This window comes from Nocardia ninae NBRC 108245, from assembly GCF_007990755.1.
Lineage (GTDB): Bacteria > Actinomycetota > Actinomycetes > Mycobacteriales > Mycobacteriaceae > Nocardia > Nocardia ninae.
The window spans coordinates 47,411-72,556 of the sequence record NZ_BJXA01000037.1 but is presented as its reverse complement, the minus strand read 5'-3'; the positions used below and the strand labels follow the sequence as shown (position 1 = coordinate 72,556).

22 protein-coding genes are annotated in these 25,146 nt (G+C 67.3%); 12 read left to right on the top strand and 10 right to left on the bottom strand.

All coding sequences use genetic code 11. The annotated features are described in order from the left end of the window. Window positions 1-102: 102 nt before the first annotated feature. A complete protein-coding gene (gene hrpA / locus NN4_RS24830; protein WP_147135952.1) occupies window positions 103-4,395 on the bottom strand; it encodes an ATP-dependent RNA helicase HrpA in 4,293 nt (1,430 codons plus the stop codon). Window positions 4,396-4,522: 127 nt separating this feature from the next. On the opposite strand from hrpA, the gene NN4_RS24825 reads away from it, so the two are divergent. Further along, entirely contained in the window at window positions 4,523-5,158 is a 636-nt protein-coding gene (locus NN4_RS24825; RefSeq protein ID WP_147135949.1) for a Pr6Pr family membrane protein, read from the top strand. Between the two features lie 149 nt (window positions 5,159-5,307). Continuing rightward, entirely contained in the window at window positions 5,308-6,531 is a 1,224-nt protein-coding gene (locus NN4_RS24820; RefSeq protein WP_147135946.1) for an aminotransferase family protein, read from the top strand. 192 nt (window positions 6,532-6,723) lie between these two features. Here the strand turns inward: NN4_RS24820 and NN4_RS24815 are convergent, their stop codons facing one another. Continuing rightward, entirely contained in the window at window positions 6,724-7,239 is a 516-nt protein-coding gene (locus tag NN4_RS24815; protein WP_147135943.1) for a GNAT family N-acetyltransferase, read from the bottom strand. Between the two features lie 118 nt (window positions 7,240-7,357). Between NN4_RS24815 and NN4_RS24810 the strand changes: the two genes are divergently transcribed. Continuing rightward, complete coding sequence (locus tag NN4_RS24810) at window positions 7,358-8,989, top strand: acyl-CoA synthetase (RefSeq protein ID WP_147135997.1); 1,632 nt, start codon at window positions 7,358-7,360, stop codon at window positions 8,987-8,989. A gap of 3 nt (window positions 8,990-8,992) precedes the next feature. Here the strand turns inward: NN4_RS24810 and NN4_RS24805 are convergent, their stop codons facing one another. Beyond that, window positions 8,993-9,715, bottom strand: a complete 723-nt coding sequence (locus NN4_RS24805) for an SDR family NAD(P)-dependent oxidoreductase (protein WP_186818619.1) — start codon at window positions 9,713-9,715, stop codon at window positions 8,993-8,995. Window positions 9,716-10,007: 292 nt separating this feature from the next. Between NN4_RS24805 and NN4_RS24800 the strand changes: the two genes are divergently transcribed. The 4 genes from NN4_RS24800 to NN4_RS24785 all read left to right on the top strand — a co-directional run bounded on the left by NN4_RS24800 (window position 10,008) and on the right by NN4_RS24785 (window position 13,393). Next, complete coding sequence (locus tag NN4_RS24800) at window positions 10,008-11,045, top strand: AraC family transcriptional regulator (protein WP_147135936.1); 1,038 nt, start codon at window positions 10,008-10,010, stop codon at window positions 11,043-11,045. Between the two features lie 90 nt (window positions 11,046-11,135). Further along, window positions 11,136-11,858: a DUF5134 domain-containing protein gene (locus NN4_RS24795; RefSeq protein WP_186818618.1), complete on the top strand. Its 723-nt coding sequence runs from the start codon at window positions 11,136-11,138 to the stop codon at window positions 11,856-11,858. 226 nt (window positions 11,859-12,084) lie between these two features. Continuing rightward, window positions 12,085-12,675 (top strand): ECF RNA polymerase sigma factor SigK, encoded by a 591-nt coding sequence (gene sigK / locus NN4_RS24790; RefSeq protein WP_246181067.1) that lies wholly within the window; start codon window positions 12,085-12,087, stop codon window positions 12,673-12,675. Then, the gene (locus tag NN4_RS24785) at window positions 12,665-13,393 is read left to right on the top strand and encodes an anti-sigma factor (protein WP_147135930.1); all 729 of its coding nucleotides are present in this window, start codon (window positions 12,665-12,667) and stop codon (window positions 13,391-13,393) included. The genes sigK and NN4_RS24785 overlap by 11 nt, the downstream gene beginning before the upstream one ends. Before the next feature lie 61 nt (window positions 13,394-13,454). Here NN4_RS24785 and NN4_RS24780 read toward each other — a convergent pair whose 3' ends face one another. The 3 genes from NN4_RS24780 to NN4_RS24770 all read right to left on the bottom strand — a co-directional run bounded on the left by NN4_RS24780 (window position 13,455) and on the right by NN4_RS24770 (window position 15,490). After that, a complete protein-coding gene (locus NN4_RS24780) occupies window positions 13,455-14,129 on the bottom strand; it encodes a PhzF family phenazine biosynthesis protein (RefSeq protein ID WP_147135927.1) in 675 nt (224 codons plus the stop codon). 146 nt (window positions 14,130-14,275) lie between these two features. After that, entirely contained in the window at window positions 14,276-14,815 is a 540-nt protein-coding gene (gene ahpD, locus NN4_RS24775; RefSeq protein ID WP_135232238.1) for an alkylhydroperoxidase, AhpD family, read from the bottom strand. Window positions 14,816-14,902: 87 nt separating this feature from the next. Continuing rightward, a complete protein-coding gene (locus NN4_RS24770) occupies window positions 14,903-15,490 on the bottom strand; it encodes a peroxiredoxin (protein ID WP_107658151.1) in 588 nt (195 codons plus the stop codon). Window positions 15,491-15,613: 123 nt separating this feature from the next. On the opposite strand from NN4_RS24770, the gene NN4_RS24765 reads away from it, so the two are divergent. Both NN4_RS24765 and NN4_RS24760 read left to right on the top strand, forming a co-directional pair. Continuing rightward, the gene (locus NN4_RS24765; RefSeq protein ID WP_147135924.1) at window positions 15,614-16,522 is read left to right on the top strand and encodes a hydrogen peroxide-inducible genes activator; all 909 of its coding nucleotides are present in this window, start codon (window positions 15,614-15,616) and stop codon (window positions 16,520-16,522) included. 306 nt (window positions 16,523-16,828) lie between these two features. After that, window positions 16,829-17,209, top strand: a complete 381-nt coding sequence (locus tag NN4_RS24760; RefSeq protein WP_222595157.1) for a gamma-glutamylcyclotransferase family protein — start codon at window positions 16,829-16,831, stop codon at window positions 17,207-17,209. 45 nt (window positions 17,210-17,254) lie between these two features. Here the strand turns inward: NN4_RS24760 and NN4_RS24755 are convergent, their stop codons facing one another. Beyond that, a complete protein-coding gene (locus NN4_RS24755; RefSeq protein WP_147135918.1) occupies window positions 17,255-18,241 on the bottom strand; it encodes a PDDEXK-like endonuclease domain-containing protein in 987 nt (328 codons plus the stop codon). Window positions 18,242-18,446: 205 nt separating this feature from the next. On the opposite strand from NN4_RS24755, the gene NN4_RS24750 reads away from it, so the two are divergent. The 3 genes from NN4_RS24750 (at window position 18,447) to NN4_RS24740 (ending at window position 20,018) form a co-directional block, all read left to right on the top strand. Next, on the top strand, window positions 18,447-18,995 hold the full coding sequence (locus tag NN4_RS24750; protein WP_246181064.1) for a TetR/AcrR family transcriptional regulator: 549 nt from the start codon (window positions 18,447-18,449) through the stop codon (window positions 18,993-18,995). A gap of 88 nt (window positions 18,996-19,083) precedes the next feature. Then, window positions 19,084-19,818 (top strand): SDR family NAD(P)-dependent oxidoreductase, encoded by a 735-nt coding sequence (locus tag NN4_RS24745; protein WP_147135915.1) that lies wholly within the window; start codon window positions 19,084-19,086, stop codon window positions 19,816-19,818. Beyond that, window positions 19,818-20,018, top strand: coding sequence for a tautomerase family protein (locus NN4_RS24740; RefSeq protein ID WP_147135911.1), 201 nt, complete (start codon window positions 19,818-19,820; stop codon window positions 20,016-20,018). Before NN4_RS24745 ends, NN4_RS24740 begins: the two co-directional genes overlap by 1 nt. 144 nt (window positions 20,019-20,162) lie before the next feature. Here the strand turns inward: NN4_RS24740 and speD are convergent, their stop codons facing one another. The 3 genes from speD to NN4_RS24725 form a co-directional block, all read right to left on the bottom strand. Then, complete coding sequence (gene speD / locus NN4_RS24735) at window positions 20,163-21,365, bottom strand: adenosylmethionine decarboxylase (protein WP_147135908.1); 1,203 nt, start codon at window positions 21,363-21,365, stop codon at window positions 20,163-20,165. A 7-nt stretch (window positions 21,366-21,372) separates the two neighbouring features. Further along, entirely contained in the window at window positions 21,373-22,473 is a 1,101-nt protein-coding gene (locus tag NN4_RS24730; protein ID WP_147135905.1) for a type III PLP-dependent enzyme, read from the bottom strand. Window positions 22,474-22,645: 172 nt separating this feature from the next. Next, the gene (locus tag NN4_RS24725) at window positions 22,646-25,144 is read right to left on the bottom strand and encodes a DEAD/DEAH box helicase (RefSeq protein WP_147135902.1); all 2,499 of its coding nucleotides are present in this window, start codon (window positions 25,142-25,144) and stop codon (window positions 22,646-22,648) included. Between the last annotated feature and the right edge of the window lie 2 nt (window positions 25,145-25,146).

The window sequence follows — 25,146 nt, the reverse complement described above, 5'->3', positions numbered from 1 at the left end:
TGCGATTCCTGGTGCGACAAATCAGTTTGCGTACATCTGCTGCTTCATGGTCGGCGACCAGGTTGCCGCGGAGCGAGGCGCAAGCGAGTGCGCGAGGTTCAGCTACCGGCGGATGGCAGCGACCGCCTTCTCGATACGCTTGGCGGACACCGGATATGGCGTGCTGAGCTTCTGGGCGAACAGGCTGATCCGGAACTCCTCGATCATCCACCAGATCTCGGTGACGGCCGGCGCGTGCCGCCGGTTCTCCGGTAGCGAGTTGACCAGCCGGTCGTAGGCGGTGAGGGCGCGGTCCAGCTCGATCATGCCCTGCCGGTCGCGGACCGCGGCGCCCGGTAGCGACTCCAAGCGGACGACGGCGGCCTGCAGGTAGCGGGGGAGTTCGCGCAGCCGGGCGCTGCCCCATTCGGCGATGAAACCGGGGAAGACCAGGTTGTCGAGTTGGTCGCGGACGTCGTCGGCGATGTCGCGTTCGGAGGTCTGCGCCAGCGCCACCGAAACCCGGTGTGCCTCGGCCAGAATCGGCACCACCAGGCGGACGAGCCGCGCCACCGCGGTGGCGAACTCGGGGCGGATCTTCGCCACCAGTGCCGCGAAGTCATCCGGATTGTGCACCGGTCCGCCTGCGGCGGCGATGAGCTCATCGGCGGCCGCGGCCCGGCAGTCCTCGACCAGCGCCTCCAGCGATCCGTACGGATTCTGGCTCAGCGCAAGGCGTTCCGTGGGGCGCAGGCTCGAGGTGACGGTGCGCACGGAGGTCGGCAGCGCCTTCAGGACGAGCGCACGGGTGCCTGCGCGCATCGCGGCGGCTTGCGCGGCGGGGGAGCTGAGCACCCGGACCGCCACACCCTCGCCCTCGGGTACGAGCGCGGGATAACCGGTGACGGTCTGTCCGGCGACCTCACGACGAACCGTCGGCTCGACCGTGCCCAACGACTCCGACGTCCACACCGCGGCGGGCGAGCGTTCGGCACCGGCCGTCGCGCGAGCAACCGAGGCGGAAACCTGTTCGGCCAGCTGAGTTTTCAGCGCAGGCAGACTCTTACTGCGGGCCAGTACCTTGCCCGCGCTGTCGACCGCCGCGAAGGTCATTCGCAGATGATCCGGCAGCGCGGCGGTATCGAAGTCGGTCGGATCGATGGTGATCGCACCGAGCCGAGACAGCTCCCGCGCCAACCCGATGCGCATCGGTTCGGCGCGCGGGGTGAGCGCGGCCAGTGCCCGCGCCGCGAAGTCCGGCGCCGGAACCACGCTGCGCCGCAACGCCTTCGGCAGAGTCTTGATCAGCGCCGCGGCCAGTTCGTCGCGCATGCCCGGCACCAGCCAGTCGAAGCCGACGGCCCGCACGTGCGCCAGTTGCTCGACCGGGATCCGTACGGTGACACCGTCTTCCTCGTTGCCCGGCTCGAACTGATAGGTGAGCGGAAAGCTGAGTTCGCCCTGCCGCCAGGCATCGGGGAAGGCCGCCGGATCCAGCGCCGCGGTGCCCGCGTTGACGACGGTCGAGGTCGAGAAGTCCAGCAGCGCGGGGTCTTTGCGGCGCGCGGACTTCCACCAGCTGTCGAAGTGCCGGACAGAGACGATGTCGGCGGGGAGGCGCTTGTCGTAGAACTCGAACAGCACCTCGTCGTCGACCAGGATGTCGCGGCGACGGGCGCGGTGCTCCAAGTCGGCGACATCGTCGATCAGTTCCCGGTTGCGGTGGAAGAACTCGTGGCGGGTCTGCCATTCGCCCTGTACCAGCGCGTGTCTGATGAACAGCTCGCGCGACAGTTCCGGATCGATCCGGCCGTAATCCACCTGCCTGCCGGTCACCAGCGGGATGCCGTACAGCGTGACGCGCTCGTAGGCGCTGGCCGCGCCGCGCTTGGCCGACCAATGTGGTTCGGAATAGGTGCGCTTCACCAGATCGCCCGCGAGCCGCTCGGCCCACTCCGGCTCGACCTTGGCCGCCATCCGCCCCCACAGCCGCGACGTCTCGACCAGCTCCGCCGCCATCACCCAGCGCGGCGGCTTCTTCGCGAGCGAGGACCCGGGGAAGATCATGAACTTCGCGTTGCGCGCACCGAGAAACTCCCGCGACTCCGCCTCGCGCAGCCCGATATGGGACAGCATGCCCGCCAGCAGAGCCTGATGGATGCCGGTGGCATCCCACGGCATGTCATCGGAGTCGAGCGAGGAACTGTCGGCAGCCTGCGGCGCACCGCCGCGCCGTCCCCGCTTCGCCCCGCGCTGCCCGCCGCCGGTCGAAGAGCCGGTCCGGCCGTCGCGAGAAGTGCCGGCGTCCTGCCGGTTCGATGCCGTAGCGCCGGGTCGTTCGTCGCCTTGCCGGCTTTCGGCGGATTGCGCAGCAGCCTTGCCGCCCGTCCGACCACGGCGTGAACCACTATCGGTCTGCTGCCGCCCGTCTGGTGATCCCTCCGCGCCCTTGCCGCGGCCTCGCCCGCGCCGTGAGCTGCCCGCGGCGGGTTCGTCCTCCGCCTCGGAGCGCTCCGACGTGTCGGCCGACCACCCGAGGCCCTTCGTGATGGTGCGCAACTGCCCGTGCAGGTCCTGCCACTCCCTGATCCGCAGGTAATGCAGGAACTCCTCTCGGCACATCCGCCGGAACTGGTTGGACGACAACGATTTCCGCTGCTCGGTCAGGTAGTCCCAGAGTCGCAGGTAGGCGAGGAAATCCGAGCCTTCGACGACGAACCGCGCGTGCTCGAGGTCAGCGGCCTGCTGATTATCGGCGGGTCGCTCGCGAACATCCTGAATCGACAGTGCCGCAACGATGATCAGCACCTCCGCCAGACAGCCGTTGCCGTGCGCTTCCACCAGCATCCGCGCCATCCGCGGGTCGACCGGCAGCTGCGCCATGTCGCGCCCGATCGGCGTGAGCGTCAATCCGTAGTCATCGGTGCGGGTTTCGGCCGCGTCTTTCGAGTCAGAGGTCCGCCGTCCCAGCGCGCCGAGCTCCTCGAGCAGCGCGATGCCGTCCCGGATCGCTCGTTTGTCCGGCGCCTCCACGAACGGGAAGTTCTCGATATCGCCTAGCCCGAGCGCGGTCATCTGCAGGATGACGGCGGCCAGGTTGGTGCGCAGGATCTCCGGCTCGGTGAACGCGGGCCGGGACTCGAAATCGTCCTCGGAGTACAGCCGGATGCAGATACCGTCGGCGACACGGCCACAGCGTCCGGCGCGCTGCCGGGCCGAGGCCTGGGAGACCGGTTCGATCGGCAGCCGCTGCACCTTGGTGCGCATCGAATAGCGCGAGATACGCGCGGTGCCGGGGTCGATCACATACCGGATGCCGGGGACGGTGAGCGAGGTCTCCGCGACATTGGTGGCCAGCACCACCCGGCGGCCGGGGTGCGGCGCGAACACCCGGTGCTGCTCGGCGGTGGACAGCCGTGCGTAGAGCGGCAGAATCTCGGTGCGCGGCAGCTTCAAATCGCGCAAAGCGTCTGCGGTGTCCCGGATTTCGCGTTCGCCGGACAGGAACACCAGGACATCCCCGTCGCCCTCGGCGAACAGTTCGGTGACCGCGTCGCCGATGGCATCCACCGGGTCGCGGTCGACCACCCGGGTGTCCTCGTCGTCTTCGTCGTCGGCGCCGGGCAGTTCCAGCGACAGGGGCCGATAGCGCAGCTCCACCGGATACGAGCGGCCGGACACCTCGACAATCGGTGCGGGAGCGCCGTTCTCGTCGGCGAAGTGCCGGGCGAACAGCTCCGGGTCGATGGTCGCCGAGGTGATGATCACCTTCAGGTCGGGTCGGCGCGGCAGCAGCTGTTTGAGGTAGCCGAGCAGGAAGTCGATATTGAGGCTGCGTTCGTGCGCCTCGTCGATGATGATCGTGTCGTAGCGGCGCAGCAGCCGGTCGCGCTGGATCTCGGCGAGCAGGATGCCGTCGGTCATCAGCTTGATCAGCGTGCGGTCGGAGGCGTGATCGGTGAAGCGCACCGTGTAACCGACGACGTCGCCCAGCTCGGTGCCGAGTTCCTCGGCGATGCGCTCGGCCACGGTGCGCGCGGCCAGCCTGCGCGGCTGGGTGTGGCCGATGGTGCCGCGGATGCCGCGCCCGAGCTCCAGGCAGATCTTGGGGATCTGGGTGGTCTTGCCGGAGCCGGTCTCGCCGGCCACGATCACCACCTGATGCGCGGCGATGGCGGCGGCGATGTCCTCGCGGCGCTGGGTGACCGGCAGTTGCTCGGGGTAGCGGATCTCCGGTACGGCGGCGCGGCGCGCGTCGATGCGGAGCTCGGCCGCGGCGATCTCAACCTCGACCTCGCCGAGGTCGCCGCCGCGCACCCGGTCGAGCCGGCGGCGCAGCCGGTATTCGTCGCGGAGGGAGAGATTCGCCAGGCGGGTGCGGAGCTCGCGGGGTCCGGTGTCAGCTGTCCTGGTCATTGCATTCATAAGCGTAGCGAAGGGCGGCAACTGGTATTTCCGTCAGGCGGTGCGGCCGGGTTGCCGACAGTGTGCGGACTGTCCGGATGTGGCGCGTTAACCGGGGTTGATATGCGAGGATCGGGCAATGGACGCCGATTCGGGCACGGCTTGGATATACCGAGGTCTGCGGATCGCCTTCGGTGTGCTCGCCGCCGTCGCGCTGGCCTGGATCCCGCTGCGGAACCTGCACGAGGCCGCGTTCTCCACCGGAAACTACTTCAGCTTCTTCACCATTCAATCGAATGTGCTCGGCATGCTGGTGTTGCTGATCGGCGGCCTGCGTGACCCGCAGGGCCACCGCTGGGAGGTGCTGCGCGGGGCCAGTGCGCTGTATCTGCTCATCACCGGTGTGGTTTACGCGGTGCTGCTGGCCAATATCGACGTGATGCTCACCGATCGCTGGATCAACGACATCCTGCATCGCGTGCTGCCGATCGTGCTGGTCGCCGACTGGGTGCTCGTCCCGGCCCGCGAGCGACTCTCGCTGTCGCCGCGGCTCGTCCTGCTGTGGCTGATCTACCCGGTGGTCTATGGCGTCTACACGCTGATCCGCGGCCCGATCGTCGACTGGTACCCGTATCCATTCCTCGACCCCCGGCAGCAGGGTTACATCTCGCTGACGATCGGTCTTATCGTCTTGCTCGGCGTCTTCACCCTGCTCGCCATCGCGATAGCGGCCGTCGGCGGGCGAGCGCGTCTGCGAACGCCGCCAGCCGAGTAGGTCGCGGTCGAACGTGGTAATGACCATAGGGCCGAGGTGCGGCGATAGTGGATTTTCCCTGGTTGACCGGGTTGCCATCGGGTTGAGCGATCTCGACGGAACTCGGCACGATTCGGAGGGCGACACCTCCCTCCGGTAAAGGTGGACACATGAACTCGCTATGGCATGGATTTGCCGACATGGGTGCGGTCGAGCGGGACGGCGCGTTCGTCGTCGCCCGTGGCGAGGGCGCCTACATCTACGACGCCGCCGACAACCGCTACCTGGACGCGACGGCCGGGCTCTGGTTCACCAACGTCGGCCACGGCCGCGGCGAGATCGCCGACGCGGTCGCCGCGCAGCTGCGCCGGATCGCGCACTACTCCAACTTCGGCGACTTCACCGAACCGGCCACCCAGGAACTCGCCGAGCGGTTGTCCGCGATGGCGCCGGTGCCGGGTAGCAAGATCTTCTTCACCTCCGGCGGCTCGGACTCGGTGGACACCGCGGCCAAGCTCGCCCGCCGCTACTGGCACGAGCTCGGCAGGCCGGACAAGACCATCGTGGTCGGGCGCAGCAAGGCCTATCACGGCATGCATGTCGCGGGCACCGCGCTGGCGGGCATCCCGGCCAACCGCGAGGGCTACGGCGAGCTGATGGCCGACGCGCGCACCGTCGAGTGGGACGACGCCAAGTCGCTGCTCGCGTTGATCGAGGAGATCGGCGCCGAACGCATCGCCGCCTTCTTCTGCGAGCCCATCATCGGCGCGGGCGGCATCTACCTGCCGCCGACCGGTTACCTCGCCGAGGTGCGCCGCATCTGCCGCGACAACGACATCCTCTTCGTCACCGACGAGGTCGTCACCGGCTTCGGCCGGATCGGCGGATCCTGGTTCGCCTCGTCCCGCTTCGACCTGCAACCGGACCTGATGACCACCGCCAAGGGCCTCACCTCCGGTTACATCCCGATGGGTGCCGTGTTCATCGCACCGCACATCGCCGAGCCGTTCTTCGCGGGCGGCGTCTGGTGGCGGCACGGCTACACCTACGGCGGGCACGCCGGCGCCGCCGCGGCCGCGCTGGCCAACCTCGACATCATCGAGCGCGAGAACCTGCTCGACGAGTCGGCTCGCCTGGAAGCGACCCTGCACGAGAAGCTCGCCCCGCTGGCCGAGCATCCGCGCGTGGCCGAGGTGCGCAGTGGGCTGGGTGCCGTGGCCGCCGTTCAGCTGGTCGACCCCGCCGAGGGGCTGCCGATGGTGAAAACCCTTCGTACGCACGGTGTTTCCAGCCGGGCGGCCGGGCAGGGCGCGATGCAGATCTCGCCGTCGTTCGTGATGACCGATGCTCAGGTCGACGAGATGGTCGAGGGGTTCACCCGCGCCCTCGGATGAGTGCTGCTCTCCCCGCATGTGAGACCAGTGCGGGAGCACCGGCACTGCTGGTCTCCCGCACGCGAATCATGGTGTGGGAGAACGGCCGCTGGGTGTCGCAAGAAGCGTCCGAACTCGAAGCTGCTGCGGGAGAACAGGCACTGATCGCCGCAGAACTGCCCTGCCTGCCAAACCTGTGCGGGAGAACGAACCTCAGAGCGTGCGGGTCATGAAGACGCTGAACGGGTCGAGTTCGTAATCCCCGAACGGCCCGCAGAACTCGAAACCATGCGCGGCATAAAGCTTTTGGGCCGGGACGAAGAACTCGGGCGTACCGGTCTCCAGGCTGACCCGCCGGTACCCGCGGGCGTTGGCCTCGGCGAGCAGGTGGCGCAACATGATCGAGGCGATGCCTCGGCGTTTGTGCGTCGCGGCGGTGCGCATGGACTTGATCTCGGCGTGCTCGGCGTCGAGCTGTTTGAGGGCCGCGCAGCCGGCCAGGGTGTCGCCGTCCCATCCGCTCCAGAAGGTGATCTCCGGGCGGCGCAGCGCGTCCAGGTCCAGGGCGTGCATGCTCTCGGCAGGGGAGTGCGCGGCCATGTCGCTCAGGTGCTCGGTGAGCAGGGCCGCGATCTCCGGTCCGGAGAGGTCGTCGACGACGATACGGAGGCCGGGGATCGAACCGGTAGCAGCGCCCACGGGAGCGGACTGGTCGGTGTTGCTAGACATTTGTCCATCATGCCTGGCGGCGACTACTCGACGGACTCCGAGCGGACACGCTTTACTGAGAGGGCACTTGCCCGCACTTGCTAGACGGACCTCGCTGTCCGGCCAAGGGGTCCCAATGATGAAGCTTGCCAAGGTCACCACGCTGGCCGCGGGCGCCGCCCGCCGGGTCGCCGACGAAACCTATTACGCCTCATTGGCGGTCCGCGCCGGGTTGGTGACCCTGGAACGGCCCGACCGGCTCGCCCAGATGGGTGCGGCGGTCGTTCGGTCCGGCATGCTCGGCGGGCTCGTCTCGGTCGCCGCGCTGCGCTACCGGGACCGGGCCGCGCTCATCGACGAACTTGGCTCGATCACCTTCCGCGAGCTCGACGAGCGCACCAGCGCCCTGGCCAACGCCTGGCGAGCCCGCGGCCTGCGCGACGGCGAGGGCGTCGCGATCCTGGCCCGCAACCATCGCGGCTTCCACTACGCGGTGTTCGCCGCCGCCAAGTGCGGTGCCCGAATCGTGCTGCTGAACACCGATTTCGCGGGCCCGCAGCTGCGTGAGGTGGTGGCCAGGGAGGGCATCGATCTGCTGGTGTTCGATGAGGAGTACACCGACATGCTCGGTGACCTCACCCCGCCGCGTGGCCGCTATCGCGCCTGGGCCGATCGGCCCGGTGTCGACACATTGGACAATCTGATCGCGGGCGCGAGCCGCTCCGCACCGCGGCGCGCCACCACCACCGCGAAGGTCATCCTGCTGACCAGCGGAACGACCGGCACCCCGAAGGGCGCCCCGCGCGGCGAACCGACGTCGCTGGCCCCGCTCGCCGCGATCCTGGACAAGGTGCCGTTCCGGGCCCGCGAGATCACCGAATGCCCGGCGCCGCTGTTCCATACGCTTGGGTTTGCGCACCTGTTCATCGCGCTCGGCTTCGGCTCGACGCTGGTGATCCGCCGCCGCTTCGACCCGCAGGCGGTGCTGGACAGCCTGCACCGCCATCGCGCCACCGCCCTCGTCGCGGTGCCGGTGATGCTGCAGCGGCTGGTCGACCTCGGCCCGGAAGCCCGTGCCGGTCAAGACTTCTCGGCGCTGCGCATCATCTTCGTCGCGGGCTCACAGCTGGGCGCCGAGCTGTGCACCAGGGTGACCGAGGCGTTCGGCCCGGTGGTCTACAACATGTACGGCTCCACCGAGGTGGCCTACGCGACCATCGCCACCCCCGCCGACCTGGCCGTCGAGCCGGGCTGTGTGGGCAGGCCGGTGCCGAGTGCGACCGTGCGAATCCTCGACGAGGACGGTGCGGAGCTGCCGCCGGGGCAGGCCGGCCGGATCTTCGTCGGCAACAGCTTCCAGTTCGAGGGGTACACCGGCGGAGGCGACAAGTTGCGGGTCGGCAACCTGATCTCCACCGGTGACGTCGGCCATTTCGACAGTGCGGGAAGGCTTTTCATCGATGGTCGGGACGGCGACATGATCGTCTCCGGCGGCGAGAACGTCTTCCCCGGTGAGATCGAGGAACTGCTGGCCGCGCACCCGGCCGTCGCCGAGGTGAGTGCCTTCGGCGTGCCCGACGATCGGTACGGGCAGCGGCTGCGCGCGGTGATCGTTGTCCGCGAAGGACATTCACTCGACGAGGACGAGGTGCGCGAGTACGTCAAGGAGCATCTGGCGCGGTTCAAGGTGCCGCGCGACGTCGTGTTCATCGATGAACTGCCGCGCAACCCGACCGGAAAGGTGCTCAAACGCGTTCTGCGCGAACTCTGATCGCTACCGGCCGTTGCGGGTGAACACGCGGCGCACCAGTCCCGGTGGCCGCAACGCGGCCCGCAGGAAGCTGGTGGGTGGCACGCTGATCAGGCCACCCCGCCCGTGCAGGACGCACTCGACCACGGAATCGGCGACGGCCGCCGGATCTTCCAGCGACCCCGAGGCGACGGTGCTGACGGTGACGCCCTTGCCGGACAGTTCCTGGTCCAGCGCCGCGCCGAGACCCACCACGCCGTGCTTGGTCGCGCAGTACACGGCGACGCCCAGCGCCGCGGTCACCCCGCCCACCGTGCCGATGTTTACGATCTGGCCGTGTCCCTGGCTCGCGAATCGTTCTGCGGCGAGCCGGGTTCCGATGATCACCGCCCGCAGGTTGATATCGATCTGCCGGTCCGATTCGGCTTCCGACTCCGCGAGGAAGGGGCCCGACGGCATCACGTCGGCGGCGTTCACCACAACGTCGAGACCGCCGAGTCTGCGTTCGGCGTAGGTGAGGAAGCTGCCGAAGCGGGCGCTGTCGGTGACGTCGAGGGCCAGTCCGACGACGGTGCCGTCGCGGGATCTGCCGAGCTGATCGGCGACCGCCCGCACCGCGCCGACGTCCACGTCGCCGATGACGAGATCGGCGCCCTCGGCCAGGAACGCCGACGCTGTCTCGCGACCGATGCCGTGCGCGCCCCCGGTGATCGCGATCCGTTTGCCAGTGAGCGTCTTCCGAGACATATGGTTTCGCCTGCCTTCGTCTCTGTACAACGCTAGAGGGTCGCTGGGTGGTGCTCCATGCGATATCGGGTCAGCACTTTGCACAATCCGGCCAGGGCGAATAGGGTCGATCGCCAGTCGCGTCGCAGGTTTGCTGTCCATCGCGACTTCGGCCAAGAACCTTGCGGATTGTGGCCATGGCGAACCGGTCGGACGGTTTGCTCGGCTGGCTGAACCGCATTGGGAGAGCAGAACATACGATCTCCGGCCAGAAACCTTGCGCAAATCGGCCACGACAGGCAACGATGGATACGTGGCCTCATGGGAGTGGCGGCGGTCGGTAACAAACGCGGCGATCCTCGTCGAACTCGGGGACGATCACGGGCTCACCCAGGATCAGTGCCTACGCGGCACAGACGTCGATCCTCGGCTGCTGAAAACACCCGGTGGGGAGATCACCGCGGCGCAGGAACTCGCCATCGTCGGCAATCTCGTCACGCTGCTGGACGATCCGCCGGGCCTCGGCGTCGAAGCGGGCACGCGCACCCACCTCACCACCCACGGCGTCCTCGCCTTGGCGGTGCTCAGCAGCCCGACCATGCGCCAGGCCATCGATGTCGCCATGCGCTACTTCAGCCTGATGACCTCGTTCGCCCGCGCCTGGCACATCTACCGCGACGACGAGATCCTGCTCTACGGCGACGACCGCGACCTGCCCGGCGAGCTGCGCGCGTTCCTCGCCGAACGCGATGTGTCTGCGCTGCTGACCAATTGGTTCATGGTGTTCGGCGTGCCGCCGCCGGTGGTCCGCGTCGAGATAGCGGGCGGTCTGCGCCCGCGGCTGGCGCCGCTGTTCGACAGCTTCGAGATTCCGAGCACGGAATCCGCGGAACTGCAGCTCGCGGTGTTCGACGCCACCGGTATCGATGAGCCGATGCCGCAGGCCAGTCCGCTCACCGCGCAGCTGTTCGAAGAGCAATGCGACGATCTGCTGCAGCGTCGCGGACTGCGCCAGGGTGTGGCGGGCACGGTGCGGGAAATGTTGATGCACCGGATGAACAGCAGGCTCAGCCAGGAGGACGTCGCGGCCGGGCTGCACATGAGCCTGCGCACGATGCGCCGGCGGTTGGCCGAGGAGGGCACCTCCTATCGGCAGCTCTGCGCCGAAACGTTCGGCACCCTCGCCGAGGAGCTGCTCGCCACCGGGCTGACCGTCGAGGACGTCGCGTATCGGATGGGATATTCGGGCGCGCCGAGCTTTTCGAACGCGTTCAAGCAGTGGCGCGGTGTGTCGCCGGGGCGATTCGCTCGCTCGACGGTCGATCGGTATCGGCAGTCCGTGCCGCGCTGAAGTCGCGCGGCCGTCCGCTAAAAGGGCACCCTCATCGATCTCGGGTGCGACCATGGAATGGGCAGGTCCACGGTCGCCGTAGGAGGGGTGGTGGATGTGGCTCAGTTCGTGCAGGAGTACGCCGCGTTGCGGTGGTCGGTGGTGGCGGCGTTTCTGCTCGCGGTGGCGATCGTGCTCGGGCGGTTGGCTGCGCCACTTGCCGTGGGTAACGACGCCGGGGGCTCCGTTCTCGTTCCGGTGGCCGAACCTGACCGGCGGCAGCGTGATTCGACCCGCAAGGCAGATTCCGTACCGACCGGTGGGTATCATGAATCCGATGCCGCGCACCTCATCATGTGCTTGGTGATGCTCGCGATGCTGGTGTTCCCGGCGGGTGCGAGTCCGGTCGCCGTGCGCGGGGTGCTCACCGCGATGACCGTGGTGTTCGCCATCCTGCTGGCGAGCCGAATTTTGGAGTGGCGCAGTACGCCTCGTGCGACCCCGATGGACCGGCTGGTGCCGCTGGGTTACCACACGGTAACCGCCGCCGCCATGCTGTACGCCATGTCCGGACACGCGGCGCCGGGCCACACCGGCGGACCCGCCATGATTCCGGCGCTCGGCCTCGCCGCACTGTTTGCGGCGGACGCGCTACTGGTCACCTTCGCCGTCGGCCGTCCCGCCGCCGACACGCCGGGCCACCTGGGCATTCTGCTGCGCTCCGGTGGGTGTGTCGCGGCGCTGACCGGACCGAGGCAACGCTCAGCGGTGGTGCCGCACGTGGTGATGGATCTCGGTACCGCCTACATGCTCATCGCGGCCGTTTCGAGTTGACCGGTGCTGCAGACCAATCCGCGCGCCATCCCATACCGAACCCCTGTCTATGCGGGCAGATTCGGTCATCGATGAGGTAGCGAACGAATCAGGTGCCGACGTGCGGTGTGCACCCGACAAACTCGGGTGTGGGGGAGGCGCGGGTAATGAGCGCGTTCTCGCCGCGGTGCACCGGGTCGGTGCTCTCGTACTGGACGAGCACTCGTTATGTGGATACCCGACACCCATCGCGTTCGACCGACAGCGATCGGCGCTGTCCGGTCGCACCCTCGTCGCACTGCTCGCCGCGATCGGCGACGGAGACCGCGCTGCCTTCACCGAGTTCTACCGGCTCACCAGCCCGCGGGTCTTCGGGCTCGCCACCCGCATCGTGCGCAGCCGGGCCGCGGCGGAGGAAGTCAGCCAGGAGGTGTACCTCCAGGTGTGGTCGACCGCCGATCGCTACGAGTCGGCACTGGCCAGTCCGATCGGCTGGCTCATGATGCTCGCGCACCGGCGCGCGGTCGACCGGGTGCGCGCCGAAGCCGCCTGCGCAGGCCGGGAATCGGCCTACGCGCACTCACACGGCGGCCGCGACCACGATGTCGTCGCGGAATCGGTGACGCAGCGCATGGACGAACAGGAGGTCCTCGGCTGCCTCGCCGCGCTCACCGCGACGCAGCGCGAGGCGATCACGCTCGCCTACTACACCGGGCGGACGTACCGTGAAGTCGCGGACCACCTAGCGGTGCCGCTGCCGACCGTCAAAACCCGCATCCGTGACGGGCTGAAGAGACTGGAGAGCTGCTTGTCCGGAGAATGCGCCGATGGCCGATAACCCGCCACGATCGGACGCGGAACTGCTCGACCTGGCGTACCCGTGCGCGTTGGACGCCGTCGGCGAGATCGAACGCCGGCGCATCGAGGAGCGGCTGGCGGCCGCCGATCCCGCTGTGCGGCAAGAATTCTCGGACACGGTGCGGCGGTTGCGCGAGGTGATGGCGCAGGTGGCCGCACTCGACGCCCAGGCCCCGCCACCGGAACTGGAGGCGCGGATTCTGGCGGCACTGCCCGACGACGGGCGCGCCAGGCTTCCGTCCGCCTGGCAGCGGCGCATGCGCTGGGTGGTGCCGGTGGCCGCGGCGGCCTGTCTGGTGATCGGTGGCAGCGTGATCGCCGACCGGATCGGTAGCCCGCCCGACGGTGTACCGACCGCGGAGCGGATACATCGGCAGCCGGACTCGCGCACGCTGACGAAACCGGTGGCCGGCGGCGGCACGGTCATGGTGGAGTTCTCCGCCCAGCAGCGACTCGCGGTCGTCGCGTTCACCGGAGTGGCCGAGCCGCCGTCCGGACGGGTCTACCAGGTGTGGTTGGTGCCCGTCGGTGAACGGCCGCGGCCGCGGTCGGCGGGGGTGCTCGTCGAATTGCCCTCGACGGCAAAGCCATTCGTGACGACCTTCGATCCCGGGGAGACGCTGGCAGTCAGCGTCGAACCCTCCGGCGGATCGGCGGCGCCGACCAGTCCGCCGATCGCCGGTGTGCCGTTGGTCTGAGGGTGGCGACCTGGATGCGACTGTGCCGCAAATGATTCCGGCCTGCTAAGAGGTTATGCGGTCAGATCTCCACGGACTGGTCGGCGACTACGCGTCCACCCAGGCGAACCCAACCATCGGAGTCCCAGGCGGTGAACAGTTGAGATCCCTTGCCCTGGGTGATGACCAGGCCGCGGCGCAGCAGCGCGGTGATGGCGACGGCGGCGGCACCGGTTGCCTCGTCTTCGGCAATTCCCAAGGTGGGGGCGAACATTCGTGAGCGGAGGGCGCCGCGGTTCTCGTCGGTCCAGGCCCAGAAATAGTGCGGGCCGCCGGTGAAGTCGTCGGGGCGCAGGTTCGCCAGTTCGTCGAGGTCGGCGATCTGGTGGAAGGTGAAGTCGGGCGCCCATTCGCCGCGGGCGGTGATCCAGGTGAGGCCCTCGGTCAGCTCGACCGCCACTGGGCCCGCGGGCACGCTGAGCCGGCGTACGGGTACGCCGCGTTCCGCGAACCACCAGGCGGTGCCCACCGAGGGGTGGCCGGCGAACGGAAGTTCCACAGCCGGGGTGTAGATCCGAACCCGGGCGACCTCGTCGACCGGGTCCTCCACCACGACGGTCTCGCTGTAGCCCGCTTTGGCCGCGAGGGCCTGCCGATCGGCTTCGGCCACGTCCGCTGCCCGCGCGATGCCCAGCTCGTTGCCGAATCGTCCGGCGGCGTCGGTGAACACCCGCACCACGTCAACCTGTGTGCCCATGTTTTCGACCCTACTAGTCCGGTCCGACACTGAGCTGTCGCGTAGCCCACACCGGCCGTTCATTGCGCCGTCGTCGCAGGTCGGCCAGACGAAAGAGGCCGCCGACGGTTCATTGGATGAACCGTCGGCGGCCTCGGATCGAGTGCTCAGACCGTGGCGGCGGCAAGCGTTTCGGTCGACTGCACCGCCTGGCCGACACCGGCGACGATCGCGGCCGCGCGCAGCGACTCGAAGATCACCTCACGAGACACGCCCGCCTCACGCAGCGTGTGCTCGTGCGCCTCCAGGCAATGCTGGCAGCCGTTGATCGACGAGACCGCGAACGACCACAGCTCGAAGTCGGCCTTGTCGACCCCCGGGCTACCGATGATCTGCATGCGCAGACCGGCCCGCAGGTCGTCGTAGCGGCCACCCAGGAACGCCTTGCCCCGGTAGAACACATTGTTCATGCCCATGATCGAGGCGGCGCCGAGCGCGGCGTTGTACGCCTGCTCGGACAGCACATCCGCGGCCTCCTCGGCGATCTCACGCAGTGTGGTCGCCGATTGGGTCGCGGCCGCCGACGCCAGCAGCGTGCCCCACAGCTGCTGCTCGTTCAGCACCGTGGTGCGGGCCAGCGAGGACAGATTGAGCTTGAGGTCCTTGGCGTACTCGGGGAGGGAGTTCTTCAGGTTCTCAATGCTCATACGTTGCTTCCTCGGTTCGGATCATCCCCGCGGGAACGGGGAACAGTGCAGGGGATTTTGTACATGGATCGTGCGTTGCGACTCGACTCAGACGCTGGCGGCGAGCAGCTCGCCTGCGTTGATGGTCGGGTCGCCCTTCTTCCAGTTGCAGGCGCACAGCTCGTCGGACTGCAGCGCGTCGAGCACCCGCAGCACCTCGTCGACATTGCGGCCGACCGAACCCGCGGTGACCGAGACGAACTGCACCTCGTTGTTCGGGTCGACGATGAAGGTGGCTCGGTCGGCAACGCCGTCGGCATTGAGAACGCCGGTGGCAGCGGCCAATTCGCGCTTGAGGTCGGACAGGATCGGGAACGGCAGGGTCTTCAGATCCTCGTGCTGGGCGCGCCACTGGAAGTGCACGAACTCGTTGTCGACCGAGGCGCCGAGCACCTGCGCGTCGCGGTCCGCGAACTCCTCGTTGAGCTTGCCGAACGCGGCGATCTCGGTCGGGCAGACGAAGGTGAAGTCCTTGGGCCAGAAGAAGACGATCCGCCACTTGCCCGCGTGATCGTCGCTGGTGATCTGGGTGAAGTAGTCGTCAGGCTGCTGAGCGTCGACCTTGGACAGATCACCACCGATGACAGCGGTGAGGTTGTATGCCGGGAATTGGTCGCCGATGGTCAGCAAGGCCATGCCTAATCTCCTCGTTCTGGTGGGTTTGCTAGCACTGTGCAGAAAAGCAGAAAAGCTCCCTTTCGATCTTGCCCGACGGGCCGATGAAAGGTAAAGGTGATCAGTCGCACTACACTGATAGCCGTGACCGATCAGACTTATCAGCCGACCCTGTCACAGCTGCGTGCGTTCGTGGCGGTCGCGGAATATCGCCATTTCGGCACTGCCGCAGCGCGGCTCAGTGTGAGCCAGCCCACGCTATCGCAGGCGCTCGCGGCACTTGAACACGGGCTCGGACTCCAACTGATCGAGCGCAGTACGCGGCGGGTGCTCGTCACCGCCGCGGGCATGCGGTTGCTGCCCAAGGCGATGGCGACGCTCGAGGCGGCCGATCGTTTCGTCGCGTCGGCGACCGGCGACGGTCTCGGCGGCACACTGCGAATGGGGATAATTCCGACAGTTGCCCCATATGTGCTGCCCGCCCTTTTGCCCGAGTTGCAGAAGAAGTTGCCCGCGTTGCATCCGCAGGTGATCGAGGACCAGACCGCGCGGCTGTTGGACGGGCTGCGCACCGGCGTGCTCGACGTCGCGCTGCTCGCGCTGCCGACCGACATTCCCGGGTTGATCGAGATCCCGTTGTACACGGAGGAGTTCGTGCTGGTGACGCCGCGCGGTCACGAACTGGCCGGCCGCACCGACCTGGCCCCCGCCGTCCTCGACTCGCTGCCCCTGCTGCTGCTCGACGAGGGCCACTGCCTGCGCGACCAAGCCCTCGACCTGTGCCGCTCCGCCGAAGTCCACCCGGCCGCAGTTGGCGATACCCGCGCCGCTTCCTTGGCGACCGTAGTGCAGTGTGTCGCAGGCGGTCTCGGCGTTACCCTCATCCCGGAGATGGCCGTCGCCTCCGAAACCGCCCGCGGCACCCTCGGCACCGCCCACTTCGCTACCCCTGCCCCCGGACGCACCATTGGCCTCGCATATCGCACTTCGACTGCTCGCGCGGAAGACTATGAATACCTTGCCGCCATCATTCGGACGATGCGGCCGTCGTAAGGTTCGAAGGTGTTCGGCAGCAGTCGGTTTCGAAGCTGGTGGCTGGGTGGCAATATGCGAATTCGCCCCCGACCTAGGAGGCCCGGCTGAGACCTGGAGGGCGGCTGCGACTTAGGAGGGCGGCTGGGACTTAGCAGGGCGGCTGCGACTTAGGGTGCGGCTCTGAACCAGGAGGGGCGCCCGCGACCTACGACGGACACGCACAGTGAGCTGGATGTCGCGGATATGAGAGGGATGCGGATGGACTCGTTACCACCAAATGCCAGCCGGCTTGCTGAACACGCTGGACATCGGCACGCATTGTTCGTGTACGGAACGCTCCAATTTCCAGAGGTACTGGAGGTCCTGATCGGTCGCGTCCCACGACTGCAACCCGCCACCGCACCAGGCTGGCGCGTCGCAACCCTCACCGACCGCCTATATCCCGGCCTGGTCCCCGCACCGAACGGCCTCGCCCACGGCACCGTACTCAGCGGTCTCACCGCAGCGGAGTGGGAAATCCTCGACGCCTTCGAAGACCCCGAATACGACCTCCGCACAATCCGATTAGCCGACTCCACCGCCCCGGTCTGGACCTACATCTGGACATCCACTGTCGCCCAAGATGATTGGCACCCCCAACCCTTCGCCACCACCCACCTAACCCAATTCGCAGCCCACTGCCTCGAATGGCGGCGTCATCTATAGAAGGTCAATCCCAAATCACACCCAACGTTGCCGTCGGTACGGAACCTAAGCACGCGGTCTACCTGTGTCCGCCGCCAAGTGTGCTCGCCCCCGCCCATTTCGTCGGTGAGGGGGAACTGGTGTCGGCATATCGCGAGAGTGCGCCGACACCAGTTCCCCCTGATCATTCGTCCAGCCCTGATCGAGGAGGGCGGCGCGGACTCGGTCGAGGACTACGTGGGGGCGGTGGTGGAGGAGGGTTGCGTTGACGCGGACCACGCGCCAGCCCAGTGCTTCCAGGGTTGCGAACCTGTCGATGTCCTTTGTGCGCTGGGCTGGGTCGGTCCAATGGTGGGCACCGTCGTATTCGACGGCGACGCGCCATTTTTCCCACCCCATATCGACACGGGCGATGAACGCGCCGCAGCGGTCGCGGACCACGAGTTGGGTACTGGGTGCGGCTAATCCGCTATCGATCAGCAGGAGTCTGGTGTGTGATTCCTGAGGTGATTCGGCGCCTGCATCGATCAACGGAAGGATCTTCGACAGCCGCGCGACGCCACGTGCGCCGGGATGGTCGCGAGCCAACGCCGCGACTTCCAGCGGATTCAGGCCGGTGGCCGAGCTCAATGCGTCCAGGAGCGGTACGGCCTGATCGCGGGGCAACCGCCGGCCGAGGTCGAACGCGGTTCGAGCGGGTGTCGTCACCCGGAATCCGTCGACTTCGCAGTATTCGGCCGGCTCGATGGTGGCGCGCACGGCGCGAATTCCGCAGGGCGGCTTACAGTGCGCCGTCCGTGCGATCTCTGCGGGTTGGTCAGGATCCAGCCAGCGGGTGCCGTGCAAAGCGGCCGCCGAGAACCCGATCAGCACTCCGGCGCCCTTGGCCCAGTGCGCTGCAGCGCGTGCGCGCTTCTGCGCGTCGAGCGTGCATCCCTTGGGCAGGTAGACGTCAGGGAACACTCGCACGAAGTTGTGCTGAAGTTCCCATCGGGTCACCAACCCGGCTGCCCTCGCCCAAGACCCCGGAAACGGCTCATCCAAGACCCCCATGCCCGAACTATCCCCCTCTCCACCGACATGGTTGATCGAGGGGGAACTGGTGTAGGTGAGCTCTCGGCCGTTGCCTGCATCAGTTCCCCGTGATCACTTGTCCAGCTCGGGAGGGCGTCCGGCCGAGGTTGCGTTAGTAGACGACCGGTCGTATATTCGGGGTATGGCGCGACCGCGACGGAGTGGGGATACTCGGCAGCTTTTGGTGGAGGAGGGGGCGGCTGGGTTTTTGGCCAGTGGGTATCACGGGACGGGGATCAAGCAGGTTTTGGACAAGGTGGGGGTGCCTAAGGGGTCGTTTTATAACTACTTCGACAGCAAGGAGAGTTTTGGGCGGGCGGTGATCGAGCATCATTCGCTGTGTGTGCAGCGGAATTTGAGTGCGGCGTTCGGGGCGGCGGCGGATCCGGTGAGTGGGTTGCGGGCGTTTTTCGGACGGTTGATGGAGGAGTTCGTCGAGGCGGAGTTCACCGGGGGGTGTTTGATCGCGAATCTGGGCGGGGAGCTGGAAGGTAGTGAGCTGCTTCGGGAGTCGTTGTCGCAGGCTTGGGGGGCTTGGCGGGATCGGGTGGCTGAGCAGCTGCGAGAAGCGCAGGGGCTGGGGATGATTCGGAGCGATATCGACGCGACCGATCTGGCTGACCTGCTGCTGGAATCGTGGGAGGGGGCGGTGATCCGGATGAAGATCGATCGGACGCTGGAACCGCTGCAGAAGTGTTTGGATCGTCTGCTGGACGACTATTTTCGGCCCTGAACCAGGGCATTCATCAGAGTTGTAATTCGAGGGTCGTGATGCATACGCATTCCAAGACGACCGGTCGTATTCAAGGAAGAGGGAGAACATGTCGAAAACGGTGATCGTGACCGGATCCTCCAGTGGGATCGGGCGCGATGTCGCCCGCGCGTTCGTGGCGCGCGGGGACAACGTGGTGCTCAATGGCCGCGACCCCGGCAAGCTTGCCGACGTGGCCGCGAAGCTCGGCGCACCTGAGCAGATCGCTACCTTCGCGGGCGATATCGGCTCTCCCGCAACGGGTTCCGAGCTGGTACGGACCGCCGTCGATCGGTTCGGCGGGGTGCAGGTGCTGGTGAACAGCGCGGGCATCTTCGGCGCCAAACCGTTCGTGGACGTCACCGAGGCGGACCTCGACAGCTTCGTGAACGGCAACCTGAAGGGCACCTACTTCACGACGCAGGCGGTGGTGCGTCAGCTGCAGCGGCAGGCGACCGGCGGCAGCATCGTGAACATCGGCACGGTGCTGGTCGACCACGCACTCGCCGGGCTACCCGCCTCCGCGGCACTGGTCAGCAAGGGCGGTGTACATGCGCTGACCACCAGTCTCGCCGCAGAACTCGCAGCTGACGGGATCCGCGTCAACGCCGTCGCCGCCGGCATCATCCGCACCCCACTGTTCGGCGCCGGCGACGAAACCTCCTCCGGCCGACTAGCTTTGCTGAACCGCATCGGTGAGGTATCCGAAACAACCGCCGCCGTCTTGTATCTCGCCGACGCCGAGTTCACCACCGGCCACATCCTCCCCGTCGACGGCGGGTTCATCTCCGGCAGGTCGGCCTGATGCCCTACGTGAATATCAAGGTCACCGACGAAGGCGTGACCCGAGAGCAGAAGGCGCTCTTGATCAAAGGCATCACCGAGCTACTCCACACCGTCCTCGACAAGGACCCGGCAACGACATTTGTGGTCATCGATGAGGTCGACCTCGCCAACTGGGGCGTAGGCGGCCTGAACGTCGAGGAATACCGCAACCGTTCCTGACCACAACATCGAAGCCCAGGCGACTTGACGCATGAAAGGTGCTCGTGACGCACGCAGCAACCTGCGTCAAAAGCATGCAACGTACGTCACGTCGAAACGCACCGGGTCCCAGTGGAACTGGGGCCCGGTGCGTTTCGGGGTGTACTACACGCGCAGGGCGTGGGGTTCGATCGCGCCGCGCACGAGTGCTCGCGCGTCGACGGTTTCGGGCCGGTAGGGCAGGGTGGGCAGACGGTCGGTCATAGTCTGCACCGGGTCGGCCAGCTGCTCGTTCGTGCCGAACAGGAAGGTCCACTCGTGCTCGTCGCTGCCGTACTGCACGACGGTGCCGAACTGTTCGTGGAACCGATTCCAGGACCGCTTCAATGTCTCGTTGCGCCACATGGTCGCGCAACCGGCCTGCGCGCTCAGCACGCCGCCGGGAGCGAGCAGGGCCCGACATCGGGACAGGAACTCCGCCTCGTAGAGGCGGTTGTGCTGCGCGTCCTCGACCCGCTCGTCGGGCAGGTCGATCACGATGACGTCGTAGCGCGTCCCGGCCTCGGCGGCCTTGGCGAGGAAGTCCCAGCCGTCGGCGTAGTGCACCTTGATCGGGCCTTCGCCCTTGACGGCGGCGGCCAGGTCGGCGCTGGTGTAGCCGTAGGGCAGGTGCTCGGCGCACAGCTCGACCTCGAGCTGATCGATGTCGACGTGGTCGACCAGCGTCGCGCCCGCGGCGACCGACATCTGACTGGCCACACCCTCACCGGAACCGATGATGAGCACCTTGTCCAGCTTCGCGGCGAGCGCGAAGGCCGGAACCATCATCGCCTCGTGGTAGGTCAGCTGGGAGAACTCGGTGGACTGGCGATCGTCGTCGGAGAACAGGCTGATGCCCTGCTCGGTGCGCGCGATCACCATGTGCTGGAACGGAGTACGGGTGTCCACGATCACTTCGTGCAGATCCCAGATGCGGGTCAGGCCCGCGCCCACCGGTTCCTCGATCCGCTGCGAGCCGTGCCCGCGGCGGATGACCTGCATGCGAACATCCTTGGGAGACAACTTGTCTCGCAACAGTTCGACGGCCTTCGACGCGCCGGCGCCGATACTGCCGCAGGTGAAGACGTCGACAAAGATGTCGCCGGACTCTGGATAGGTGTGAATCGAGGCGTGAGACTCCGACAACAGCGCGAGGACAGTCACCCCCTGCGGATCGAACTTCTTGTGTACGACATCGCAGATGGTGACGCCCGCCGCGATCAAAGACTCACGCAACGCCGATTCGAGGCGTTCGAGGTCGTCGCAGAGGGTCGCGTCGACACCACCGAACTCGGCCAGCACATGCCAGCCGGTGAAATCCGCCGTCATGGCAAACTCACTCTCGCTCAGCGCCCGAGACATGAACGGTCAAGGGCGGAAAACCATTGAAGGACACCGACGAATAGCTCGCGGTATAGGCGCCGGTGTCGAGGATCTGAATGCGATCACCGGCTCGCAACGTGGTCGGTAGGAGGACTCGCGTGCGTTGATACAGTACATCGTCTCCGTCGCAGGTCGGACCGGCCACCACCGCCTCGTCGACGGGGTCACCGTCCCGGTCCGTGCGGAACCGATAGGCGATGTACTCGTTCTCTGTCTCGGCCATGCCGTTGTAGCGGCCGATGTCGAGATACACCCAGCGTCGGCCGTCCGGCGCGACGCGCACGCCCACGACTTCGGCATGGATGATGCCCGCCGAACCGACCAGTGCGCGGCCGGGTTCGACCACCAATGCGGCGGTCTCGGGCAGGAATTCGGTCACGGCGGCGTCGACCACCGCCGCGATCTCGGGCAACGCGGGCGCCGGGTCGGCGTACGCGATCGGCAGTCCGCCACCGATATTCACGGATCGGACGTGAATGTCCTTGTCGGCCAACGCTTCCACGATCCGGCCCGCCTGCTCGACGCCGATCCGCCACGCGTCCGGATCGAGCTGCTGGGACCCGACGTGGAAGTACGGCCCGCCGACGATCAACCCCAGATCGCGCGCCCGCACCAGCAGCCGGAACGCCTCGCCCGGCGTGCAGCCGAACTTGGCGCCGAACGGCGTGCGCGACTCCGGCGCCGAAGCCAGGAAGCGGCATTCGACCTCCGAGCCCGGCGCGTGCTCGACGATGCGCAGCAGATCGTCCTCGGTGTCGAAGGCGTACCGGCGCACCCCCAACGCGTAGGCGCGGGCGATGTCGGCGGCCTTCTTGATCGGGTTGCCGTAGCAGAGTGTGTCCGGTTCGACACCGAGCGCGAGGCACAACTCGATCTCGCCGATGCTGGCGACATCGAACTCGGCGCCTTCCTCGTCGAGTGCTCGAATAATCTCCGGCACCGGGCTTGCCTTGACCGCGAAGCGAATCCTTGCCGCGGGCATGACGGCATGGAGTGCGCTGTAGTTCTCGCGCACTCGCTCGGGATAGATGACAAGGAACGGTGATTCGGGCATAGTTGATCTTTCGCTTGGCAGCAGCGGAGAGAGTATCAGCGGCCCCTACCCAGAAACGAATCCGTCAAACCTCGCGTCGGTAGCACCCCCGGACGGCACCAGAATACGGGCGCTGAGAGGGCGGTGACCTGTATGGATTCTGTAGATTTCGGGGTGCGGCGGCGGTGCTTGGTCAGCCTGCGGACACCGTGATTTCGTCGAAGACGACCTCACCGGCGGCATCGGACTCGGCCAGGTCCACCACACCGACGATCGACCAGCCATGGTCGCCCGCCGGGTCGTCGAGGACCTGGCGCACCTGCCAGAAACCGGGTCTTCGTTCGATCTGGAACAGTTGCGGTCCGCGAGCGTCCTGACCGATGCCGATGCTTTCGTACTCGGCGAAGTAGGGGGCCAGTTCGGTCTCCCAATCCGGTCCGATGCCCATCTCGGCCAGCGCGTCCCAGCGGCGCAGCGCGGCCAGCTCGACCCGGCGGAACATGGCGTTGCGGATCATCACCCGGAACGCGCGCTCGTTGGCGGAGATCGGGCGCACCGTCTCGGCGCCGAAGGCGAGCTGGTCGGCGTCGATCTCCGCGCCGGGGTTGGTGAGCTGCTCCCACTCGTCGAGCAGGCTGGAGTCGACCTGGCGGACCAGTTCGCCGAGCCACTCGGTGATGTCGTCGAGTTCCTCGGTGCGCGCGGCGTCCGGCACGGTGCGGCGCAGCGCGCGGTAAGCGTCCGCGAGATAGCGCAGCACCACGCCCTCGGAGCGGGCCAGTTCGTAGTGCGAGATCAGTTCGGCGAAGGTCATCGACCGTTCGATCATGTCGCGCACCACCGACTTGGGTGACGGCGCGAACTCCGACACCCACGGATGCCCGGCGCGGTAGGTCTCGAAGGCGGGCTCGATCAGCTCTGCGAGCGGTTTGGGCCAGGTGACCTCTTCGAGCAGCTCCATCCGCTCGTCGTACTCGATGCCGTCGGCCTTCATCTCATTGATCGCCACGCCGCGCGCCTTGTGCTGCTGAGCCATCAGCAGCTGGCGCGGATCCTCGAGGGTCGATTCGATGAGGGACACCACATCGAGGGTATAGCCGGGCGCGTCTTTGTCGAGGAGCTCGAAGGCGGCCAGCGCGAACGGCGACAGCGGCTGGTCGAGGGCGAAGTCGCGCTGCAGGTCGACGGTGAGGCGGGCGCGGCGGCCCTGCGCGTCGGGCTCGTCGAGCTGCTGGACCACCCCGGCGTCGCGCAGCGCGCGGTAGAGGCGGATGGCGCGCAGGATGTGTCTGCGCTGGGCGGGGCGCGGCTCGTGGTTGTCCTCGAGCAGGTGGCGCATGGCGTCGAAGCAGTTGCCCGGACGGGCAATCACGTTGAGCAGCATGGAGTTCGTCACGTTGAAGCGGGAGACCATCGGCTCCGGCTGGGCGGTGACGAGACGGTCGAAGGTCTCCTCGCTCCACGAGACGAAACCCTCGGGTGGCTTGCGCCGCACCACCTTTCGCTGCTTCTTCGGGTCGTCGCCCGCCTTCGCGAGCAGGCGGGTGTTCTCCACTTCGTGCTCCGGTGCTTGCACGACGACCGTGCCCATGGTGTCGTACCCCGCGCGGCCCGCCCGTCCCGAGATCTGGTGGAACTCACGGGCTTTCAGCCTGCGCGTGCGCACGCCGTCGTACTTGGTCAGGCCGGTGAGCAGCACGGTGCGGATGGGGACGTTGATGCCGACGCCGAGGGTGTCGGTGCCGCAGACCACTTTCAGCAGACCCTCTTGGGCCAGTCGTTCGACCAGGCGGCGGTATTTCGGCAGCATGCCGGCGTGGTGCACGCCGATTCCGTGGCGGATCAGCCGCGACAGCGTCTTGCCGAAGCCGGAGGCGAAGCGGAATTCGCCCAGTGCCGTGGCGATCGCGTCCTTTTCGGCGCGGGTGGCGAAATTCACGCTGGTCAGTGCCTGGGCCCGCTCGAGGGCGGCGGCCTGGGTGAAATGCACCACGTAGACCGGGGCCTGGTGGGTGGTGACGAGTTCTTCCAGGGTCTCGGTGATGGGGGTGCGCGCGTACGAGAAGGTCAGCGGCACCGGACGTTCGGTGCCCGCGACGATCGCCGACGGCCGGCCGGTGCGGCGTTCCATGTCTTTGGCGAAAAAGTCGACCTCGCCGAGAGTGGCGGACATCAGCAGGAACTGGGCACGGGGGAGTTCCAGCAGCGGGACCTGCCAGGCCCAGCCGCGGTCGGGGTCGGCGTAGAAGTGGAATTCGTCCATCACGACCTGGCCGACATCGGCCGCCGACCCCTCGCGCAGCGCGAGGTTCGCGAGGATTTCCGCGGTGGCGCAGATGATCGGTGCGTCGGCGTTGACCGCCGCGTCGCCGGTGACCATGCCGACGCGTTCGGCGCCGAAAACCTCGCACAGGGCGAAGAATTTCTCGCTGACCAGCGCTTTGATCGGCGCGGTGTAGTAGGTGCGTCTGCCCTGGGCCAGCGCGATGAGGTGGGCGCCGACCGCGACCAGGGACTTCCCGGAACCCGTCGGCGTCGCGAGGATGACATTGGATCCCGACGCCAACTCCATCAGCGCCTCGTCCTGCGCCGGATACAGCGGGGTGCCCTGCTCGGCCGCCCACGCCCCGAAGGACTCGTACAGCGCGTCGGCGTCGGTTCCCGGTATCTCCAGCAGCTCGGTCAGATCCACTC

Bases quoted from the DNA above. Each gene is read 5' to 3' on its own strand.
- hrpA (WP_147135952.1), bottom strand. From the start codon at position 4,395: ATGACCAGGACAGCTGACACCGGACCCCGCGAGCTCCGCACCCGCCTG.
- NN4_RS24825 (WP_147135949.1), top strand. From the start codon at position 4,523: ATGGACGCCGATTCGGGCACGGCTTGGATATACCGAGGTCTGCGGATC.
- NN4_RS24820 (WP_147135946.1), top strand. From the start codon at position 5,308: ATGAACTCGCTATGGCATGGATTTGCCGACATGGGTGCGGTCGAGCGG.
- NN4_RS24815 (WP_147135943.1), bottom strand. From the start codon at position 7,239: ATGTCTAGCAACACCGACCAGTCCGCTCCCGTGGGCGCTGCTACCGGT.
- NN4_RS24810 (WP_147135997.1), top strand. From the start codon at position 7,358: ATGAAGCTTGCCAAGGTCACCACGCTGGCCGCGGGCGCCGCCCGCCGG.
- NN4_RS24805 (WP_186818619.1), bottom strand. From the start codon at position 9,715: ATGTCTCGGAAGACGCTCACTGGCAAACGGATCGCGATCACCGGGGGC.
- NN4_RS24785 (WP_147135930.1), top strand. From the start codon at position 12,665: ATGGCCGATAACCCGCCACGATCGGACGCGGAACTGCTCGACCTGGCG.
- NN4_RS24780 (WP_147135927.1), bottom strand. From the start codon at position 14,129: ATGGGCACACAGGTTGACGTGGTGCGGGTGTTCACCGACGCCGCCGGA.
- ahpD (WP_135232238.1), bottom strand. From the start codon at position 14,815: ATGAGCATTGAGAACCTGAAGAACTCCCTCCCCGAGTACGCCAAGGAC.
- NN4_RS24770 (WP_107658151.1), bottom strand. From the start codon at position 15,490: ATGGCCTTGCTGACCATCGGCGACCAATTCCCGGCATACAACCTCACC.
- NN4_RS24755 (WP_147135918.1), bottom strand. From the start codon at position 18,241: ATGGGGGTCTTGGATGAGCCGTTTCCGGGGTCTTGGGCGAGGGCAGCC.
- NN4_RS24745 (WP_147135915.1), top strand. From the start codon at position 19,084: ATGTCGAAAACGGTGATCGTGACCGGATCCTCCAGTGGGATCGGGCGC.
- NN4_RS24740 (WP_147135911.1), top strand. From the start codon at position 19,818: ATGCCCTACGTGAATATCAAGGTCACCGACGAAGGCGTGACCCGAGAG.
- speD (WP_147135908.1), bottom strand. From the start codon at position 21,365: ATGACGGCGGATTTCACCGGCTGGCATGTGCTGGCCGAGTTCGGTGGT.
- NN4_RS24730 (WP_147135905.1), bottom strand. From the start codon at position 22,473: ATGCCCGAATCACCGTTCCTTGTCATCTATCCCGAGCGAGTGCGCGAG.